This is a genomic window from Streptomyces misionensis, from assembly GCF_007896895.1.
Taxonomy (GTDB): Bacteria; Actinomycetota; Actinomycetes; order Streptomycetales; family Streptomycetaceae; genus Streptomyces; species Streptomyces misionensis_A.
In genome coordinates this window covers 65,092-84,904 of the sequence record NZ_VOGW01000183.1, presented here as the reverse complement: position 1 = coordinate 84,904, position 19,813 = coordinate 65,092, and the positions used below count along the sequence as shown (strand labels likewise).

The following is a 19,813-nucleotide window of genomic DNA, read 5'->3' as shown; positions in this document are numbered from 1 at the left end:
AGTGTCCGACAGGGAACCGCCGCGGCGCCGCGTGCCCGCGCCCGCGAAGCCGCCGCGGCCGCGCGGCGCCGCGCAGCGGCAGCCCGGGCCCGGCGCCCGCCCGGTCCGCCGGCCCGCCGCGGGCCGGGTGCCCGCCCAGCGCCCGCTCCGGCTCGGCAGCCCCCGGCCCCGGCTGCGCCTGGTCGGCCTCGCCCTCGGCCTGGTGCTGCTCACCTTCGTGGTGCGGCTGTTCCAGGTGCAGGCCGTACAGGCCGGCACGTACACCGCCAAGGCCGAGCAGAACCGGTATGTCGTCCACACGCTGACCGCCGAGCGCGGCGGCATCACCGACCGCAACGGCGTCTCCCTCGCCGTCAGCGAGGACGCCTACGACATCACCGCCGACCCGACGATGTTCGGCCCCGAGCAGCTGAAGATCACCGACGGTCCCGAGCGCGCCGCCGCCCTGCTCGCGCCGATCCTCGGCCAGGACCAGGCCGCCCTGGTGAAGAAGCTGCGGCCCGCCGACAAGAACTCCCGCTACACCCGCCTCGCCACCCGGCAGACCCCCCAGGTCTGGAAGCAGATCAAGGACCTGAAGTCGGCGCTCGCGCAGAAGACGGGCACCGCCAACGTGCTGGCCGGCGTCTTCGCGGACCCCAGCAGCCAGCGCGTGTACCCCAACGGCGACCTGGCCGCCGGGATACTGGGCTGGGTCAACGCCGCCGGCCAGGGCGGCGGCGGCATCGAGCAGATGCTGGACAAGCAGCTCGCCGGGAAGAACGGCAAGATCCGCTACGCCCAGTCCGGCGGCCGGGAGGTGCCCACCGCGGGCTCCGCGGAGACGCCCGCCGTGCCCGGCTCCGACGTCGAGCTGACCATCGACCGCGACATCCAGTGGGCGGCCCAGAACGCGATCACCGAGCAGGTGAAGAAGTCCAAGGCCGACCGCGGCTACGTCGTCGTCCAGGACACCCGCACCGGCCAGATCCTGGCGCTGGCCAACTCGCCGGGCTTCGACCCCAACGACCTGTCCAAGGCCGACCCCGGCGCCCTCGGCAACGCGGCCCTCCAGGACGCCTACGAGCCCGGCTCCACCGCCAAGGTGATGTCCATGGCGGCCGTCCTCCAGGAGAACGCGGCGACCCCGCTCACCCATGTCGTCGTACCCAACCGGCTGCACCGCGGCGACCGGCTCTTCCAGGACGACGTCGACCACGCCACCTGGAACCTCACGCTCAACGGCGTGCTCGCCAAGTCCAGCAACATCGGCACCATCCTCGCCACCGGCCAGCTCGGCAAGACCCAGCCGGAGGCCAACAAGGTGCTCTACTCGTACCTGCGCAAGTTCGGCATCGGCAGCCACACCGGGCTGCACTTCCCCGGCGAGACCCCCGGCATCCTCGCGCCGCCGCAGAAGTGGTCCACCTCGCAGCAGTACACGATCCCTTTCGGCCAGGGCTTCTCCATCAACGCCCTGCAGGCCGCCTCCGTGTACTCGACCATCGCCAACGACGGCGTACGGATCCAGCCGACCCTGATCCGCGGCACCAAGGGCCCCGACGGACGGTTCACGCCCGCGCCGAAGCCCGAGGAGACAAGGGTCGTCAGCGCCAAGACCGCCAAGACGGTCGCCGAGATGCTGGAGTCCGTGGTGGACGACGAGCAGGGCACCGGCATCTCGGCGCGCATCCCCGGCTACAACGTCGCCGGCAAGACCGGCACCGCCAACCGTGTGGATCCGGCCACCGGCCGGTACCGCGGATACACCTCGTCGTTCGCCGGTTTCGCCCCCGCGGACAAGCCCCGCATCACCGTCTACTGCGCCATCCAGAACGCCACCTCGGGAGGCTACTTCGGCGGCCAGATCTGCGGACCGATCTACAAGAAGGTCATGGAGTTCGCCCTGAAGACGCTCCAGGTCCCGCCCACCGGGGCGCCGCCCGCCAACCTGCCCGTCACCTACAAGCCCTGATCGGCACCGAACACCAGGAACCAGCCAGTGACAACGATCACCCCCGGACCCGGGAACCAGAACGGCCCCGTGCCCTCGCTTCGCTCCGAAGGTGGTGCGCCCGGTACGCTCACCGCCGTGCCACACGCTGATCAGTCCCAAATCACCCAGAAGGGCGCTTCCGTGACCTATCCGGGACCGCCGCGACCGGTCCACGTCTCCGCCACACCCCTCGCGGAGCTGGCCGATCAGCTGGGTGCCGCGGCCCCGGACGCCACCGCCGAGATCACCGGGATCACCCACGACTCGCGCGCCGTCCGCCCCGGCGACCTGTACGCCGCCCTCCCGGGCGCCCGCCTGCACGGCGCCGACTTCGTCACCCAGGCCGCCGGCCTCGGCGCGGCCGCCGTGCTCACCGACCCGACCGGCGCCGAGCGCGCCGCCGCGACCGGACTGCCGGTCGTGGTGGTGCCCGACCCGCGGGCCCGGATGGGCGAACTGGCGGCCACCATCTACGGCCACCCCGGCCGCGGGCTGCTCCAGATCGGCATCACCGGCACCTCCGGCAAGACCACCACCGCCTACCTGGTCGAGGGCGGCCTGCGGACCGCGAGGTCCACCGGGCTCATCGGCACCGTCGAGATGCGCATCGGCGACGAGCGCATCAAGTCCGAGCGCACCACCCCCGAAGCCACCGACCTGCAGGCGCTGTTCGCCGTCATGCGCGAACGCGGCGTCGAGGCGGTCGCGATGGAGGTCTCCAGCCACGCCCTGGTCCTCGGCCGGGTCGACGGCTGCGTCTTCGACATCGCGGTCTTCACCAACCTCAGCCCGGAGCACATGGAGTTCCACTCCGACATGGAGGACTACTTCCGGGCCAAGGCGCAGCTGTTCACGCCGAAACGCAGTAAACTCGGCGTCGTCAACGTGGACGACGAGTGGGGCCGCCGGCTCGCCGCCGAGGCCACCGTCCCCGTCATCACCTTCTCCGCCGAGGGCCACCCGGACGCCGACTGGCGCGCCGAACACGTCGAGGTCGGCCCGCTGGACTCGACGTTCACCGTCCACGGACCGCGCGGTGAGCGCGTGCAGGCCAAGTCGCCGCTCGCCGGTCCCTTCAACGTGGCGAACACCCTCGCCGCCGTCGTCGCCCTCGCCGCGGCGGGCCTGGACCCGCAGACCGCCGCCGACGGCATCGCCGCCGTCCCCGGCGTGCCCGGCCGCCTGGAGCGCGTGGACGCCGGACAGCCCTACCTCGCGGTCGTCGACTACGCCCACAAGACCGACGCGGTCGAGTCGGTGCTCAAGGCGCTGCGCAAGGTCACCAAGGGTCGGCTGCACATCGTCCTGGGCTGCGGCGGCGACCGCGACCAGACCAAGCGCGCCCCGATGGGCGCCGCCGCGGCCCGGCTCGCCGACACGGCCGTACTCACCTCCGACAACCCCCGCTCCGAGGACCCGCTCGCGATCCTCGCGACCATGCTCCAGGGCGCGGCCTCCGTGCCCGCGCACGAGCGCGGCGAAGTGCTCCTCTTCGAGGAGCGGGCCGCCGCCATCGCCGCCGCCGTGGGCCGCGCCCGGGCCGGCGACACCGTGCTGGTCGCGGGCAAGGGCCACGAGCAGGGCCAGGACATCGCCGGCGTGGTCCGTCCGTTCGACGACCGCCAGGTGCTTCGCGAAGCTATCCAGAAGACTCAGGGATGAACTTGTGATCGCCCTCTCCCTCGCCGAGATCGCAGCTGTCGTCGGCGGGCAGACGCACGACATACCGGATCCGTCCGTGCAGGTCACCGGACCGGTCGTCCGGGACTCCCGGGAGGTGGTGCCCGGCAGCCTGTTCGCCGCCTTCGTCGGCGAGCGCGTGGACGGCCACGACTTCGCACCGCAGGTCGTCGAGGCGGGCGCGGTCGCCGTACTGGCGTCGCGTCCGGTCGGTGTGCCCGCGATCGTGGTCGAGGACGTCCAGAACGCCCTCGGCGCCCTCGCCCGGCACGTCGTGGCCCGGCTCGGCGCCACCCTCGTCGCGCTGACCGGCTCGGCGGGCAAGACCAGCACCAAGGACCTCATCGCCCAGGTGCTGGGCACCAAGGCGCCGACGGTGTTCACGCCGGGCTCGTTCAACAACGAGATCGGGCTGCCGCTGACCGCCCTGACCGCGACCGAGGAGACCCGTTTCCTGGTCCTGGAGATGGGCGCCCGAGGCATCGGCCACATCCGCTACCTCACCGGCCTCACCCCGCCGCGGATCGGCGTCGTCCTCAACGTCGGCAGCGCGCACATCGGCGAGTTCGGCGGGCGCGAGCAGATCGCGCAGGCCAAGGGCGAGATCATCGAGGGGCTGCCGGAGGACGGCGCCGCGATCCTCAACGCCGACGACCCGCTGGTGCGGGCCATGGCACCGCGTACCAAGGCGAAGGTGGTCCTTTTCGGAGAGTCGGCCGAAGCGGACGTACGCGCCGAGAATGTACGACTCACGGACACCGGACAGCCTTCCTTCAGGCTTCACACACCCTCCGGTGCATCTGATGTGACGATGCGCCTGTACGGTGAGCATCACGTGTCGAACGCGCTCGCCGCGGCCGCCGTCGCCCATGAGCTGGGCATGTCCGCGGAAGAGATCGCCACCGCGCTCTCCGGGGCTGGCTCCCTCTCCCGCTGGCGCATGGAGGTCACCGAGCGCCCGGACGGCGTGACCATCGTCAACGACGCCTACAACGCCAACCCCGAGTCCATGCGGGCCGCCCTGCGGGCGCTCGTGGCCATGGGCAAGGGACGGCGCACGTGGGCCGTGCTCGGCAAGATGGCCGAGCTGGGGGACGAGGCGCTCGCCGAGCACGACGCCGTCGGACGGCTCGCCGTCCGGCTCAACGTCAGCAAGCTCGTCGCCGTCGGGGGGATTGAGGCCTCCTGGCTGCAACTGGGCGCATATAACGAGGGTTCGTGGGGTGAGGAGTCGGTGCACGTGTCCGACGCACAGGCGGCGATCGACCTGTTGCGCAGCGAGTTGCGCCCGGGGGACGTCGTCCTCGTGAAGGCGTCCCGGTCGGTGGGGCTCGAAGGCGTCGCCGCGGCGCTGCTCGAGACCGGGGCCGAGGGTGAGGTCGCCGCCCGATGATGAACCAGATCCTGTTCTCGGGAGTCATTGGCCTCTTCCTCACCCTGGTCGGCACCCCGCTGCTGATCAAGCTGCTGGCCCGCAAGGGCTACGGCCAGTACATCCGTGACGACGGCCCGCGCGAGCACGCCAGCAAGCGCGGTACGCCGACCATGGGTGGTATCGCCTTCATCCTGGCGACCGTCGCCGCGTACTTCCTGTCCAAGGTGATCACCGGCAAGCCGCCGACGTTCTCCGGTCTGCTGGTGCTCGGCCTGATGGTCGGCATGGGCCTGGTCGGCTTCCTGGACGACTACATCAAGATCGTCAAGCGGCGTTCGCTGGGCCTGCGGGCCAAGGCGAAGATGGCGGGCCAGCTGATCGTCGGCATCGCCTTCGCCGTGCTGGCGCTGATGTTCCCCGACGCCCGCGGCAACACGCCGGCCTCCACCAAGCTGTCGTTCATCACGGACTTCGGCTGGTCCATCGGCCCGGTGCTGTTCGTGATCTGGGCGCTGTTCATGATCCTCGCCATGTCGAACGGCGTGAACCTCACCGACGGCCTGGACGGCCTCGCCACCGGCGCCTCCGTCCTCGTCTTCGGCGCCTACACCTTCATCGGCGTCTGGCAGTACCAGGAGTCCTGCGCCAACGCGACGACCCTGACCAACCCGGCCGCCTGCTACGAGGTGCGCGATCCGCTCGACCTCGCCGTGGTCGCCTCCGCGCTGATGGGCGCCTGCCTCGGCTTCCTGTGGTGGAACACCTCGCCGGCGAAGATCTTCATGGGCGACACCGGCTCGCTCGCCCTCGGCGGTGTCCTCACCGGTCTGGCCATCCTCTCCCGCACGGAGCTGCTGGTGGCCATCATGGGCGGTCTGTTCGTCCTCATCACCATGTCGGTCGTCATCCAGGTCGGCTCCTTCCGGCTCACCGGCAAGCGCGTCTTCCGGATGGCACCACTCCAGCACCACTTCGAACTCAAGGGCTGGTCCGAGGTCCTGGTCGTGGTCCGCTTCTGGATCATCCAAGGCATCTGTGTGATCGTCGGACTCGGCCTCTTCTACGCGGGATGGGCAGCGGAAAAGTGACCACCGGCTCGGCGCCCTTCGACTTCCAGGGCAAGCACGTCACCGTCGCGGGACTCGGCGTCTCCGGCATCCCGGCGGCGAAGGCACTGCACGCGCGCGGCGCGCTCGTCACGGTCGTCAACGACGGCGACGACGACCGCGCCCGCGAGCAGGCCGCCGGCCTGGAGGCGCTCGGCATCACCGTGCGCCTGGGCGACGGGGCGACCCTCCCGGAGGGCACCGAGCTGATCGTCACCGCCCCCGGCTGGAAGCCCGACAAGCCGCTGTTCCTGGCGGCGGCCGAGGCGGGCGTCCCGGTCTGGGGCGACGTGGAGCTGGCCTGGCGGCTGCGGGGGCCCGACGCGGCCCCATGGCTGGCCGTGACCGGCACCAACGGCAAGACCACCACCGTGCGGATGCTCGCCGCCATCCTGAAGGCGGCGGGCCTGCGCACGGCGGCCGTCGGCAACATCGGCGTCTCCCTGCTGGACGTCGTCCTCGGCGAGGAGGAGTACGACGTCCTCGCCGTGGAGCTGTCCAGCTACCAGCTGCACTGGGCGCCCTCGCTGCGCGCCCACTCCGCCGCCGTCCTCAACCTCGCGCCCGACCACCTCGACTGGCACGGCTCCATGGCGGCCTACGCCGCCGACAAGGGCCGCGTCTACGAGGGCAACAAGGTCGCCTGCGTCTACAACGCGGCCGACCCGGCCACCGAGGACCTGGTGCGCGAGGCCGACGTCGAAGAGGGCTGCCGGGCCATCGGGTTCACCCTGGGCACCCCCGGCCCCTCCCAACTCGGCGTCGTGGACGGCATCCTGGTCGACCGCGCCTTCGTCGAGAACCGGCAGAAGAACGCGCAGGAGCTGGCCGAGGTCTCCGACGTCCGCCCGCCCGCTCCGCACAACATCGCCAACGCCCTCGCGGCGGCGGCCCTCGCGCGCGCCTTCGGGGTGCCCGCCACGGCCGTACGGGACGGGCTGCGCGCCTTCCGGCCGGACGCCCACCGCATCGAGCACGTCGCCGACATCGACGGCGTGGCCTACGTGGACGACTCCAAGGCCACCAACACCCATGCCGCCGAGGCCTCGTTGGCGGCCTACGACTCCATCGTGTGGATCGCCGGCGGGCTGGCCAAGGGCGCGACCTTCGACGAGCTGGTCGCCACCGCGGCGGGGCGGTTGCGCGCGGTCGTGCTGATCGGCGCCGACCGGGCCCTGATCCGCGAGGCCCTCGCGCGACACGCGCCGGAAGTACCCGTGGTCGACCTCGACCGGACCGACACTGGGGCGATGCTCCAGGCGGTGACGGAGGCCCGGCGGCTCGCGGTCGCCGGCGACACGGTGCTCCTCGCTCCGGCCTGCGCCTCCATGGACATGTTCACCAACTACAACCAGCGCGGTGACGCGTTCGCGGCCGCGGTCCGCGAACTCCGCGCCTGACCCCGGCCCGCCCGCCGGGCGGATCCTGGGAGGGACGCGTGGGGCGGCCGACGTTCAGTGGAGGCGCCGATGCCCAGTAGCCGTACCGGAAAGCCCCCCGTGCAGCGGGCGTCCCGGCGTCCCGTCGTGTCCAGGTCCCCGCGCGAGAACCCCGTCCAGCGGGCCGTCACCCGCGCGCGGCGGGCCTGGGACCGGCCGCTGACCGCCTACTACCTGATCGCCGGCGGCAGCACGCTGATCACGGTGCTGGGTCTGGTGATGGTCTACTCGGCCTCCCAGGTCACCGCGCTCCAGATGTCGCTGCCGGGCTCCTACTTCTTCCGCAAGCAGCTGCTGGCCGCCGTGATCGGCGGGGTGCTGCTGCTGGCCGCCTCCCGGATGCCGGTGAAGCTGCACCGGGCGCTGGCCTATCCGATCCTCGCCGCCGCCGTCTTCCTGATGGCCCTGGTGCAGGTGCCCGGCATCGGCATGGCGGTCAACGGCAACCAGAACTGGATCTCCCTGGGCGGCTCCTTCCAGATCCAGCCCAGCGAGTTCGGCAAGCTCGCCCTGGTGCTGTGGGGCGCGGACCTGATCGCCCGCAAGCAGGAGCGGAAGCTGCTGACCCAGTGGAAGCACATGCTGGTGCCGCTGGTGCCGGTCGCCTTCCTGCTGCTCGGACTGATCATGCTCGGCGGCGACATGGGAACCGCGATCATTCTCACAGCGATCCTGTTCGGACTGCTGTGGCTCGCGGGCGCGCCGACCCGGCTGTTCGCGGGCGTGCTGTCGGTCGCGGCGGTGATCGGGGTGATCCTCATCGAGACCAGCCCCAACCGGATGGCCCGCCTCGCCTGCATCGGCGCCACCGCGCCCCGGACCCAGGGCGCCGACTGCTGGCAGGCCGTGCACGGCATCTACGCGCTCGCCTCCGGCGGGCTCTTCGGCTCCGGCCTCGGCGCGAGTGTGGAAAAATGGGGCCAACTGCCGGAAGCGCACACCGACTTCATCTTCGCGGTCACCGGTGAGGAACTGGGCCTGGCGGGGACGCTGTCGGTGCTCGCCCTGTTCGCGGCTCTAGGCTATGCGGGTATCCGCGTGGCCGGACGCACGAAGGACCCCTTCGTGAGGTACGCCGCGGGAGGCGTGACCACCTGGATCATCGCTCAGACGGTGATCAACATCGGGGCGGTGCTCGGCCTGCTGCCGATCGCCGGTGTCCCGCTCCCGCTGTTCTCCTACGGAGGATCGGCCCTGCTGCCGACCATGTTCGCCGTCGGGCTGCTGATCGCCTTCGCGCGTGACGAGCCTGCCGCGCGGACGGCACTTGCGAGGCGGCAACCTCGCTTTGGTAGAAAGCGGGCGGGAGGCTCCGGTGCGGAGCGGGGGCCTCGGAGATGGAACACGATGCGACGACGTGCCTCGGCGGCGCGTTCGTCCGGAGAGCGGTGAATTTCGGTGCATGTCGTACTCGCCGGTGGAGGGACCGCCGGCCACATCGAGCCCGCGCTCGCCCTCGCGGACGCCCTGCGCAGGCAGGACCCGACCGTGGGGATCACGGCCCTGGGCACGGAGCGCGGCCTGGAGACCCGGCTCGTCCCGGAACGCGGCTACGAGCTGGCGCTGATCCCGGCGGTGCCGCTGCCGCGCAAGCCCACCCCCGAGCTGATCACCGTCCCGGGCCGGCTGCGCGGCACCATCAAGGCCGCCGAGCAGATCCTGGAGCGCACCAAGGCGGACGCCGTGGTCGGCTTCGGCGGCTATGTCGCCCTGCCCGGCTACCTGGCCGCCAAGCGGCTCGGTGTGCCCATCGTGATCCACGAGGCCAACGCGCGCCCGGGTCTGGCCAACAAGATCGGCTCGCGGTACGCGGCCCAGGTCGCCGTCTCCACGCCGGACAGCAAGCTGCGGGGTGCCCGCTACATCGGCATCCCGCTGCGCCGCTCCATCGCCACGCTGGACCGCGCCGCCGTCCGCCCCGAGGCCCGGCACCGCTTCGGCCTCGACCCCAACCTGCCCACGCTGCTGGTCTCCGGCGGCTCGCAGGGCGCGCGCCGGCTCAACGAGGTGACGCAGACGGTCGCCCCCTGGCTCCAGCAGGCCGGCATCCAGATCCTGCACGCGGTCGGCCCGAAGAACGAACTGCCGCGCGTACAGCAGATGCCGGGGATGCCCCCCTACATCCCGGTAAGTTACCTGGACCGGATGGACCTCGCGTACGCCGCGGCCGACATGATGCTCTGCCGCGCGGGCGCGATGACCGTCGCCGAACTCTCCGCCGTCGGGCTCCCGGCCGCCTACGTTCCGCTGCCCATCGGCAACGGCGAACAGCGGCTGAACGCCCAGCCGGTGGTCAAGGCGGGCGGCGGACTTCTCGTGGACGACGCGGAACTGACGCCGGAGTGGGTGCAGCAGAACGTGCTGCCCGTGCTCGCCGACCCGCACCGCCTCTACGAGATGTCCCGCTCCGCAAGCGAGTTCGGCCGCCGGGACGCCGACGAGCTGCTCGTCGGCATGGTGTACGAGGCCATCGCCTCGCGCCGTTAGGACCGTATGACGAAAGGGCAGTGAGCGTGGCCGGACCGACGACCCGTCAGCGCGGGGAACGCCAGCAGGAGTCGTCCGGCCCGCCGCTCGTCCGCCGGCTCGGACGACTGCGCCTTCGTATGATCGTCATCCTGGCGGTGGCCGTGGTGCTCGTAGGAGCCGGTTCCGTATGGGTGTTGTACGGCTCCTCGTGGCTGCGGGTCACCCGCGTTCCGGTCTCCGGCACGCGGGTGCTGACCCCCGCCGAGGTGCGCGCGGCCGCGGCCGTTCCGGTCGGGTCGCCGATGGTCTCGGTGGACACCGGCGGCATCGAGGCCCGGCTGCGCCGGAAACTGCCCCGGATCGGCGCCGTCGAGGTGACGCGTTCCTGGCCGCACGGCATCGAGTTGAAGGTGACCGAACGCACTCCGGTCCTGCTGGTCCGCAAGGGCTCGGGCTTCGTGGAGGTCGACCGCGAGGGCGTCCGGTTCGCCACGGTCCCCCAGCCGCCCAAGGGCGTTCCGCTGCTGCGGATCTCCGCGTCCGGGACCGGTCCGGCCGCGGCGAGCCTGCGCCGCTTCGGCACCGACCGGCTGACGCGGGAGGCGGTCCGGATCGCCGGCGATCTGCCGCGCGCCGTGGGAAGTCTCACCCGGACCGTCCTGGTCCGTTCCTACGACGACGTCGAGCTGGAGTTGGCGGACGGCCGCACCGTCGCCTGGGGCAGCGCCGAGAACGGCCGCGCCAAGGCGCGGAGCCTCACCGCACTCATGAAAGCAGCTTCCGGCGCACGGCACTTCGATGTCAGTGTCCCCACCGCCCCTGCGTCATCGGGGAGTTGACGCGCATCAGTGCAGGCCAGCACCCTGGTTGGGCACCGCTATGCCTGATCACATAGGGTGAAAAGAAAAACGGGAGGTTCGGCGTGTTCGTTGAACGGGCGCCACTTGTCGACTTAGTGTCCTGTTCAGAAGACTCCAGGGAACAGACACACTGGTAACCCTAAACTTCAGGCTTAGGGTTCGGGTCGGCGCTACGGACCGTCCCATTCGGCATCTGTCGTCCCGGCGCGGGGCACCGCCCGGCGGCGACGACGTAATTCGAGGCGAGAGGCCTTCGACGTGGCAGCACCGCAGAACTACCTCGCAGTCATCAAGGTCATCGGTGTCGGCGGCGGTGGTGTCAATGCCATCAACCGGATGATCGAGGTCGGTCTCAAGGGTGTCGAGTTCATCGCCATCAACACCGACGCACAGGCGCTGTTGATGAGCGACGCCGACGTCAAGCTGGACGTCGGCCGGGAACTCACCCGCGGACTCGGCGCCGGCGCCAACCCGGCCGTCGGCCGCAAGGCCGCCGAGGACCACCGTGAGGAGATCGAGGAGGTCCTCAAGGGGGCCGACATGGTCTTCGTGACGGCCGGTGAAGGCGGCGGCACCGGCACCGGCGGCGCGCCCGTCGTGGCCAACATCGCGCGCTCGCTGGGCGCCCTCACCATCGGCGTGGTCACGCGCCCGTTCACCTTCGAGGGACGGCGCCGCGCGAACCAGGCCGAGGACGGCATCGCGGAACTGCGCGAAGAGGTCGACACCCTCATCGTCATCCCGAACGACCGGCTGCTGTCCATCTCGGACCGCCAGGTCTCGGTCCTGGACGCCTTCAAGTCCGCGGACCAGGTCCTGCTCTCCGGTGTCCAGGGCATCACCGACCTCATCACCACCCCGGGCCTGATCAACCTGGACTTCGCCGACGTGAAGTCGGTCATGTCCGAGGCCGGTTCGGCCCTCATGGGCATCGGCTCGGCCCGCGGCGACGACCGCGCGGTGGCCGCGGCCGAGATGGCGATCTCCTCGCCGCTCCTGGAGGCGTCCATCGACGGCGCCCGGGGCGTGCTGCTGTCCATCTCCGGCGGCTCCGACCTCGGCCTGTTCGAGATCAACGAGGCCGCCCAGCTGGTCAGCGAGGCCGCCCACCCCGAGGCCAACATCATCTTCGGCGCGGTCATCGACGACGCCCTCGGCGACGAGGTCCGGGTCACCGTGATCGCGGCCGGCTTCGACGGCGGCCAGCCGCCGGCCCGCCGGGACAACACCCTCGGCCAGACCTCCGGTTCGGCCCCCGCCCGCCGCGAGGAGCCGGCCCCGGCACGGCAGCCGGAGAGCCGTCCGTCCTTCGGCTCCCTCGGCAGCGTCAAGCCCAAGGAGGAGCCGGAGCCGGCCCCCGAGCCGGTCGCCGACATCCCGGTCGCCCCGCCGGTACCGCCGGTGCCGCGCCCCGCCTACTCGGACAGCGCGGCCGAGGAACTGGACGTCCCGGACTTCCTGAAGTGATAGGACAGCGCGAGAGCGTGAGCGGCGCGCACTTCGCCTTCACCGACCGGTGGGGCGGGGTGAGCGCCGCTCCGTATGAGGAGCTGAACCTCGGCGGCGCGGTCGGCGACACGCCCGAGGCCGTACGGGCCAACCGCGAACTCGCCGCCACCTCGCTCGGCCTGGACCCCGCCCGCGTGGTGTGGATGAACCAGGTGCACGGCGCCGAGGTGGCCGTGGTGGACGAACCCTGGGGGACCGGGAACCCGGTGCCGGAGGTCGACGCCCTCGTCACCGCCCGGCGCGGGCTCGCCCTCGCCGTCCTCACCGCCGACTGCGTGCCGGTGCTCCTCGCCGACCCCGTCGCCGGGGTCGCCGCCGCGGCACACGCGGGCCGGCCCGGCATGGTCAAGGGGGTCGTCCCCGCCGTCGTACGGGCCATGGTCGAACTCGGCGCCGCGCCCGAGCGGATCGTCGCCCGCACCGGACCGGCCGTCTGCGGCCGGTGCTACGAGGTGCCGGAGGCGATGCGCGCCGAGGTGGCGGCCGTGGAGCCGACGGCGCACGCCGAAACCAGCTGGGGCACCCCCGCGGTCGACGTGAGCGCCGGGGTGCACGCGCAGCTCGACCGGCTCGGGGTGTGCGACCGGGCGCATTCGCCGGTGTGCACGCTGGAGTCGGGCGACCACTTCTCATACCGCCGCGACCGCACCACCGGGCGGCTCGCGGGCTATGTCTGGCTGGACTGATGGGGAATGACGGACCGTAAGACCGAACTCGCCGGGAATCTGGCGACAGTGGAGGAGCGCATCGCCCGTGCCTGTGCGGCGGCGGGGCGCGCCCGGGACGAGGTGACCCTGATCGTGGTCACCAAGACCTACCCGGCGAGCGATGTGCGGATCCTGTCGGAACTCGGTGTGCGCCACGTCGCCGAGAACCGCGACCAGGACGCCGCGCCGAAGGCCGCGGAGTGTGCGGATCTGCCGCTGAAATGGCACTTTGTGGGTCAGTTGCAGACCAACAAGGTGCGTTCCGTGGTCGGTTACGCCGATGTCGTGCAGTCGATCGACCGTGACCGGCTCGTCACCGCACTCTCCAAGGAGGCGGTGCGCGCCGGGCGCGAGGTGGGCTGCCTGATCCAGGTCGCGCTCGACGCGGGTGCGAGCGGGCGGGGTGAGCGCGGCGGCGTGGCCCCCGAAGGAATCGAAGAGTTGGCCGACCTCGTCGCCCATGCGCCGGGACTGCGGCTCGACGGACTGATGACCGTCGCCCCGCTCACCGGGGAGTACGCGGGGCGCGAACAAGCGGCGTTCGAGCGCCTCATGGATTTGTCGACCGACCTGCGCCGAGCCCATCCGGCTGCAACCATGGTGTCGGCAGGGATGAGTGCGGACCTTGAACAGGCCGTGGCGGCCGGGGCGACACATGTGCGCGTCGGCACTGCGGTACTCGGTGTCCGTCCCCGGCTCGGGTAACGTCGCCAGGAAGTCGGACCACAGCAGAAAATATGGTCAGTGTTCGCGAAACGGACACAACGACCGCGTGGATCGCGGGCACTTGGCAGTCGTCAGCCGATCCACCACAGAGCGGAGGACTCAGAGCATGGCCGGCGCGATGCGCAAGATGGCGGTCTACCTCGGCCTCGTGGAGGACGATGGGTACGACGGCCGCGGATTCGACCCCGATGACGATTTCGAGCCCGAGTTGGACCCGGAGCCCGAGCGGGACCACCGGCGACACGAGGTGTCACATCAGTCGCACGGGGTACATCAACCCCAAAGGGATGAATCGGTGCGAGTGGTGCAGCCTCCGGCACCGCGCGAGCCGGTCTCCCAATCGGCTTCGCTACCCGCGGAATCGGGGCGCCCGGCGCGCATCGCGCCCGTGGCGTCCATCACACAAGAACGTCAGTCCCTGGAGAAGAACGCACCGGTGATCATGCCCAAGGTCGTGTCGGAACGAGAGCCTTACCGGATCACCACATTGCACCCACGGACCTACAACGAGGCCCGTACCATCGGGGAACACTTCCGTGAAGGCACTCCGGTGATCATGAATCTGACTGAGATGGACGACACAGACGCGAAGCGACTTGTCGACTTTGCGGCCGGATTGGTGTTTGGTCTTCACGGCAGCATCGAGCGGGTGACGCAGAAGGTGTTCCTGTTGTCTCCTGCTAACGTCGATGTCACGGCGGAGGACAAGGCCCGCATCGCAGAGGGCGGGTTCTTCAACCAGAGCTGAGACGCAGACCGGACCGAAGCACGGAAGAGCACGGAACAGGGGAGAGGGAAGCGCAGGCCATGAGCGTGTTCGCGCAGGTGATCTACATCGCGCTGATGGTGTTTCTCGTCATCCTCATCTTCCGGCTGGTCATGGACTATGTCTTCCAGTTCGCCCGCTCATGGCAACCCGGCAAGGCGATGGTGGTCGTACTGGAGGCCACCTACACTGTCACCGATCCACCGCTGAAGCTTCTGCGGCGGTTCATTCCGCCGCTGCGTCTCGGGGGCGTGGCGCTCGACCTGTCCTTCTTCGTACTGATGATCATCGTCTACATTCTCATCGCCATCGTGCAGAACTTCGTGAGATGAGCGTGTGGACGATCCGGTCTTGCCGACTGCCGATGACTACGTTGAGGTGAAGAGATGCCGTTGACCCCCGAGGACGTGCGGAACAAGCAGTTCACGACCGTCCGCCTCCGAGAAGGCTATGACGAGGACGAGGTCGATGCCTTCCTCGACGAGGTCGAAGCCGAACTGACCCGTCTGCTCCGGGAGAACGAGGACCTGCGCGCGAAGCTGGCCGCCGCCACGCGAGCCGCCGCGCAGAACCAGCAGAACGCCCGCAAGCCTCCGGAGCAGCAGGAACAAGGGCAGCAGCAACAGCAGCAGCAGGGCATGCGAGGTCCCGGCGCGCCGGTGCCCGCCGGGATATCGGGCCCGCCGCAGCAGCAGATGGGCGGCCCCATGGGAGGCCCGCCCCAGCTGCCCAGCGGTGCTCCGCAGCTGCCCGCCGGCCCCGGCGGTCAGGGTGGTCCGCAGGGCCCCGGCCCGATGGGCCAGGGTCCGATGGGTCAAGGCCCGATGGGCGGTCAGCCGCCCATGCAGCAGCAGATGGGCGGCCCCATGGGCGGTCCGATGGGTGGCCCCATGGGCGGTCCCATGGGTGGCCCCGGTCAGGGGCCCGGTGGCGACAGCGCCGCGCGTGTCCTCTCGCTGGCCCAGCAGACCGCCGACCAGGCGATCGCCGAGGCCCGCTCCGAGGCCAACAAGATCGTCGGCGAGGCCCGCAGCCGCGCCGAGGGTCTGGAGCGTGACGCCCGCGCCAAGGCCGACGCGCTGGAGCGGGACGCGCAGGAGAAGCACCGTGTGGCGATGGGCTCCCTGGAGTCCGCCCGCGCCACGCTGGAGCGCAAGGTCGAGGACCTGCGCGGCTTCGAACGCGAGTACCGCACGCGCCTGAAGTCGTACCTGGAGTCGCAGCTGCGTCAGCTGGAGACCCAGGCCGACGACTCGCTGGCCCCGCCGCGCACCCCGGCCGCCGCGTCCCTGCCGCCGTCCCCGGCGCCTTCCATGGCCCCGGCCGGCGCGAGCGCCCCGTCCTACGGCGGCAACCAGACGATGGGCGGCTCGCCCGCGCAGTCGTCCGGCCCGTCCTACGGCGGTCAGCAGCAGATGACGCCCGCCATGACCCAGCCGATGGCTCCGGTCCGCCCGCAGGGCCCGTCCCCGATGGGCCAGGCCCCCTCGCCGATGCGCGGTTTCCTGATCGACGAGGACGACAACTGAGCACCGGGAACGGTGAGTAGTACGCCATAGGCGTCGGCAGCGCGAAGGGCGCGGCCCCGGACATCCGTCCGGGGCCGCGCCCTTTCGGTTGGGCACACGAGTCCGTGGTCGCGCCCATGGGGAAGGGCCCGCCCTCCGAACCGGAGGGCGGGCCCTTCCCCATGGGCGGTCGGCGCTTACGCCTTCCGCAGCCGGAACGTCAGGCTCAGGCCCTCGTCGGTGAAGGCCTCGCCGTAGCCGTCGTCGCCCTCGCCCTGCCCGAAGTCGGTCGCCAGGACCTCCTCCGCGATGAGTCCGGCATGCTCACCGAGCGCGGCGATCACCGCCGGGTCCGTGGACGTCCAGCGCAGGGCGATCCTGTCGGCCACGTCCAGGCCGCTGTTCTTGCGCGCCTCCTGGATGAGCCGGATCGCGTCCCGGGCGAGCCCGGCCTGCCGCAGCTCCTCGGTGATCTCCAAGTCCAGCGCCACCGTCGCACCGGAGTCGGACGCCACCGACCAGCCCTCGCGCGGGGTCTCGGTGATGATCACCTCGTCCGGCGCCAGCGTGATCGTCTCGCCGTCGACCTCGACCGACGCGGTGCCCTGACGCAGTGCCAGCGACAGCGCGGCGGCGTCCGCGACGGCGACGGCCTTGGCCACCTCCTGCACCCGCTTGCCGAACCGCTTGCCCAGCGCGCGGAAGTTGGCCTTGGCGGTGGTGTCCACCAGGGAGCCGCCCACCTCGGACAGCGACGCCAGCGAGGAGACGTTCAGCTCCTCGGTGATCTGCGCGTGCAGTTCGGGGTGGAGGGTGTCGAAACCGCTCGCGGCGATCAGCGCGCGGGACAGCGGCTGACGCGTCTTGACGCCCGACTCCGCGCGCGTGGCCCGGCCCAGCTCCACCAGCCGGCGCACCAGGACCATCTGCTGCGACAGCTCCGGGTCGATGGTGTCGAGGTCCGCCTCGGGCCAGGACGCGAGGTGCACCGACTCCGGCGCGCCCGGGGTGACCGGCACGATCAGGTCCTGCCACACCCGCTCGGTGATGAACGGGGTGAGCGGCGCCATCAGCTTGGTGACCGTCTCCAGCACCTCGTGCAGCGTGCGCAGCGCGGCCTTGTCGCCCTGCCAGAAGCGGCGGCGCGAGCGGCGGACGTACCAGTTGGACAGGTCGTCCACGAACGCGGACAGCAGCTTGCCGGCGCGCTGGGTGTCGTAGCCCTCCAGCGCCTGCGTCACCTGGTCGGTGAGCGCGTGCAGTTCGGACAGCAGCCAGCGGTCGATCAGCGGGCGCTCGGCCGGGGCCGGGTCGGCCGCGCTCGGCGCCCAGCTCGACGTACGGGCGTACAGCGCCTGGAAGGCGACCGTGTTCCAGTACGTCAGCAGGGTCTTGCGGACGACCTCCTGGATGGTGCCGTGGCCGACCCGGCGGGCCGCCCACGGGGAACCGCCGGCCGCCATGAACCAGCGCACCGCGTCCGCGCCGTGCTGGTCCATCAGCGGGATCGGCTGGAGGATGTTGCCGAGGTGCTTGGACATCTTGCGGCCGTCCTCGGCGAGGATGTGGCCCAGGCACACGACGTTCTCGTACGACGACTTGTCGAACACCAGGGTGCCGACGGCCATCAGCGTGTAGAACCAGCCGCGGGTCTGGTCGATCGCCTCGGAGATGAACTGCGCCGGGTAGCGGCTCTCGAACAGCTCCTTGTTCTTGTACGGGTAGCCCCACTGCGCGAACGGCATGGAGCCCGAGTCGTACCAGGCGTCGATGACCTCCGGCACGCGCGTGGCCGTCTTGCCGCAGCCCTCCTGGGGGCAGGCGAAGGTGATCGCGTCGATGTACGGGCGGTGCGGGTCGAGCTCCGACTGGTCGGTGCCGGACAGCTCGGACAGCTCCGCGCGGGAGCCGACGCAGGTGAGGTGGTCGTCCTCGCAGCGCCAGATCGGCAGCGGGGTGCCCCAGTAGCGGTTGCGGGACAGCGCCCAGTCGATGTTGTTGTTCAGCCAGTCGCCGAACCGGCCGTGCTTGACCGTGTCGGGGAACCAGTTGGTCTTCTCGTTCTCCTGGATGAGACGGTCCTTGATGGCCGTCGTACGGATGTACCAGGAGGGCTGCGCGTAGTAGAGCAGCGCGGTGTGGCAGCGCCAGCAGTGCGGGTAGCTGTGCTCGTAGGGCAGGTGCCGGAAGAGCAGGCCGCGCTGCTTGAGGTCCTCGGTGAGCTTTTCGTCCGCCTTCTTGAAGAAGACGCCGCCGACCAGCGGCACGTCCTCCTCGAAGGTGCCGTCGGGGCGCACCGGGTTGACCACGGGCAGACCGTAGGAGCGGCAGACCTTGAGGTCGTCCTCACCGAAGGCGGGGGACTGGTGGACCAGGCCCGTACCGTCCTCGGTGGTCACGTACTCGGCGTTCACCACGTAGTGCGCCGGCTCCGGGAACTCGACCAGCTCGAAGGGGCGCCGGTAGTTCCAGCGCTCCATCTCGGCGCCGGTGAAGGTCTGCCCGGTGGGCTCCCAGCCCTCGCCGAGCGCCTTGGCGAGCAGCGGCTCGGCGACGACGACCTTCTCCTCGCCGTCGGTGGCGACGACGTAGGTGACCTCGGGGTGCGCGGCGACCGCCGTGTTGGAGACCAGGGTCCAGGGGGTCGTCGTCCACACCAGGAGCGCGGCCTCGCCGGCGAGCGGTCCGGAGGTGAGCGGGAAGCGGACGTACACCGAGGGGTCCACGACCGTCTCGTAGCCCTGCGCCAGCTCGTGGTCGGACAGGCCGGTGCCGCAGCGCGGGCACCAGGGGGCGACCCGGTGGTCCTGGACCAGCAGGCCCTTGCCGAAGATCTCCTTCAGCGACCACCAGACCGACTCCACGTACTCCGGGTCCATGGTCCGGTAGGCGTCGTCCAGGTCGACCCAGTAGCCCATGCGGGTCGTCAGCTCGGCGAAGGCGTCGGTGTGCCGGGTCACGGACTCGCGGCACTTGGCGTTGAACTCGGCGATGCCGTACGCCTCGATGTCCTGCTTGCCGGAGAAGCCCAGCTCCTTCTCGACGGCCAGCTCCACGGGCAGGCCGTGGCAGTCCCAGCCGGCCTTGCGGGCCACGTGGTAGCCGCGCATGGTGCGGAAGCGGGGGAAGACGTCCTTGAAGACGCGCGCCTCGATGTGGTGGGCGCCGGGCATGCCGTTGGCGGTGGGCGGGCCCTCGTAGAACACCCACTCCGGGCGTCCCTCGGACTGCTCCAGGGTTTTGGCGAAGATCTTCTGCTCGCGCCAGAAGTCGAGCACGGCGTGCTCAAGCGCGGGCAGGTCGACCTGTGCGGGCACCTGGCGGTACGTCGGCGCTGTCATCTGCGAGCATCCTCCAACGGACTTGCTGCCTTCCGTCGGAGGGACGAGAGCTTCGATCCTTCACGCCGTGTGCGGCGCGCTCCCGCGGTACCACCCTCCTTGGCCCGCCGCCGCTCCCTGTGCGCCGGTGAGCCCCCTCATTGGGTTCGCGAAACCGGTTCTACTGACCCGGCCCCTTCTCGGGCCGCGGCGTTCTTCCGGTGGCTCCGGGGTGATCTTCACGTCGCGCTCGCCCCCGGGCTTCCACCGTCCCCGGGTCGCTCTGGGCTGCGTACGCCGCTACTCGTCCCCATCCACGCTTCTCGCTCCGCCCAGTGTACGGCGCCGCGCGGACAGCGGCCGACCGCTTTTC

The 19,813-nt window shown here is 70.9% G+C and carries 15 protein-coding genes; 14 read left to right on the top strand and 1 reads right to left on the bottom strand.

Annotated features, from left to right (window positions below; all coding sequences use genetic code 11):
- Position 1 precedes the first annotated feature (1 nt).
- The 14 genes from FRZ03_RS31310 to FRZ03_RS31245 all read left to right on the top strand — a co-directional run bounded on the left by FRZ03_RS31310 (position 2) and on the right by FRZ03_RS31245 (position 16,141).
- A complete protein-coding gene (locus tag FRZ03_RS31310) occupies positions 2-1,954 on the top strand; it encodes a peptidoglycan D,D-transpeptidase FtsI family protein (RefSeq protein ID WP_146468457.1) in 1,953 nt (650 codons plus the stop codon).
- Between the two features lie 162 nt (positions 1,955-2,116).
- The gene (locus FRZ03_RS31305; RefSeq protein ID WP_146468491.1) at positions 2,117-3,637 is read left to right on the top strand and encodes a UDP-N-acetylmuramoyl-L-alanyl-D-glutamate--2,6-diaminopimelate ligase; all 1,521 of its coding nucleotides are present in this window, start codon (positions 2,117-2,119) and stop codon (positions 3,635-3,637) included.
- 4 nt (positions 3,638-3,641) lie between these two features.
- Positions 3,642-5,048 carry a UDP-N-acetylmuramoyl-tripeptide--D-alanyl-D-alanine ligase gene (locus tag FRZ03_RS31300; RefSeq protein WP_146468456.1) on the top strand — a complete coding sequence of 469 codons (1,407 nt, stop codon included), beginning with the start codon at positions 3,642-3,644 and terminating at the stop codon, positions 5,046-5,048.
- Positions 5,045-6,118 carry a phospho-N-acetylmuramoyl-pentapeptide-transferase gene (mraY, locus tag FRZ03_RS31295; RefSeq protein WP_146468455.1) on the top strand — a complete coding sequence of 358 codons (1,074 nt, stop codon included), beginning with the start codon at positions 5,045-5,047 and terminating at the stop codon, positions 6,116-6,118. The genes FRZ03_RS31300 and mraY overlap by 4 nt, the downstream gene beginning before the upstream one ends.
- Positions 6,100-7,536 carry a UDP-N-acetylmuramoyl-L-alanine--D-glutamate ligase gene (gene murD / locus FRZ03_RS31290; RefSeq protein WP_146468454.1) on the top strand — a complete coding sequence of 479 codons (1,437 nt, stop codon included), beginning with the start codon at positions 6,100-6,102 and terminating at the stop codon, positions 7,534-7,536. The genes mraY and murD overlap by 19 nt, the downstream gene beginning before the upstream one ends.
- Positions 7,537-7,605: 69 nt before the next feature.
- Complete coding sequence (gene ftsW, locus FRZ03_RS31285) at positions 7,606-8,967, top strand: putative lipid II flippase FtsW (protein WP_146468453.1); 1,362 nt, start codon at positions 7,606-7,608, stop codon at positions 8,965-8,967.
- Positions 8,968-8,973: 6 nt separating this feature from the next.
- Positions 8,974-10,062 carry an undecaprenyldiphospho-muramoylpentapeptide beta-N-acetylglucosaminyltransferase gene (murG, locus tag FRZ03_RS31280; RefSeq protein ID WP_146468452.1) on the top strand — a complete coding sequence of 363 codons (1,089 nt, stop codon included), beginning with the start codon at positions 8,974-8,976 and terminating at the stop codon, positions 10,060-10,062.
- Between the two features lie 26 nt (positions 10,063-10,088).
- Positions 10,089-10,883 carry a cell division protein FtsQ/DivIB gene (locus tag FRZ03_RS31275; RefSeq protein ID WP_146468451.1) on the top strand — a complete coding sequence of 265 codons (795 nt, stop codon included), beginning with the start codon at positions 10,089-10,091 and terminating at the stop codon, positions 10,881-10,883.
- Positions 10,884-11,162: 279 nt separating this feature from the next.
- Complete coding sequence (gene ftsZ / locus FRZ03_RS31270; RefSeq protein WP_146468450.1) at positions 11,163-12,371, top strand: cell division protein FtsZ; 1,209 nt, start codon at positions 11,163-11,165, stop codon at positions 12,369-12,371.
- The gene (gene pgeF / locus FRZ03_RS31265; RefSeq protein WP_146468449.1) at positions 12,368-13,099 is read left to right on the top strand and encodes a peptidoglycan editing factor PgeF; all 732 of its coding nucleotides are present in this window, start codon (positions 12,368-12,370) and stop codon (positions 13,097-13,099) included. The genes ftsZ and pgeF overlap by 4 nt, the downstream gene beginning before the upstream one ends.
- 6 nt (positions 13,100-13,105) lie before the next feature.
- Complete coding sequence (locus FRZ03_RS31260) at positions 13,106-13,825, top strand: YggS family pyridoxal phosphate-dependent enzyme (protein ID WP_146468448.1); 720 nt, start codon at positions 13,106-13,108, stop codon at positions 13,823-13,825.
- A 127-nt stretch (positions 13,826-13,952) separates the two neighbouring features.
- A complete protein-coding gene (locus FRZ03_RS31255; RefSeq protein ID WP_070028581.1) occupies positions 13,953-14,594 on the top strand; it encodes a cell division protein SepF in 642 nt (213 codons plus the stop codon).
- 59 nt (positions 14,595-14,653) lie between these two features.
- Positions 14,654-14,944 (top strand): YggT family protein, encoded by a 291-nt coding sequence (locus FRZ03_RS31250; protein WP_070028580.1) that lies wholly within the window; start codon positions 14,654-14,656, stop codon positions 14,942-14,944.
- Between the two features lie 54 nt (positions 14,945-14,998).
- Entirely contained in the window at positions 14,999-16,141 is a 1,143-nt protein-coding gene (locus FRZ03_RS31245) for a DivIVA domain-containing protein (protein WP_186785719.1), read from the top strand.
- 176 nt (positions 16,142-16,317) lie between these two features.
- Here the strand turns inward: FRZ03_RS31245 and ileS are convergent, their stop codons facing one another.
- Positions 16,318-19,461, bottom strand: a complete 3,144-nt coding sequence (gene ileS / locus FRZ03_RS31240) for an isoleucine--tRNA ligase (protein ID WP_146468447.1) — start codon at positions 19,459-19,461, stop codon at positions 16,318-16,320.
- Positions 19,462-19,813 lie beyond the last annotated feature (352 nt).

Excerpts from the sequence above, each read along its gene's own strand:
- mraY (WP_146468455.1), top strand. The coding sequence starts at position 5,045 with ATGATGAACCAGATCCTGTTCTCGGGAGTCATTGGCCTCTTCCTCACC.
- murD (WP_146468454.1), top strand. The coding sequence starts at position 6,100 with ATGGGCAGCGGAAAAGTGACCACCGGCTCGGCGCCCTTCGACTTCCAG.
- ftsW (WP_146468453.1), top strand. The coding sequence starts at position 7,606 with ATGCCCAGTAGCCGTACCGGAAAGCCCCCCGTGCAGCGGGCGTCCCGG.
- FRZ03_RS31260 (WP_146468448.1), top strand. The coding sequence starts at position 13,106 with ATGACGGACCGTAAGACCGAACTCGCCGGGAATCTGGCGACAGTGGAG.
- FRZ03_RS31255 (WP_070028581.1), top strand. The coding sequence starts at position 13,953 with ATGGCCGGCGCGATGCGCAAGATGGCGGTCTACCTCGGCCTCGTGGAG.
- FRZ03_RS31250 (WP_070028580.1), top strand. The coding sequence starts at position 14,654 with ATGAGCGTGTTCGCGCAGGTGATCTACATCGCGCTGATGGTGTTTCTC.
- FRZ03_RS31245 (WP_186785719.1), top strand. The coding sequence starts at position 14,999 with ATGCCGTTGACCCCCGAGGACGTGCGGAACAAGCAGTTCACGACCGTC.
- ileS (WP_146468447.1), bottom strand. The coding sequence starts at position 19,461 with ATGACAGCGCCGACGTACCGCCAGGTGCCCGCACAGGTCGACCTGCCC.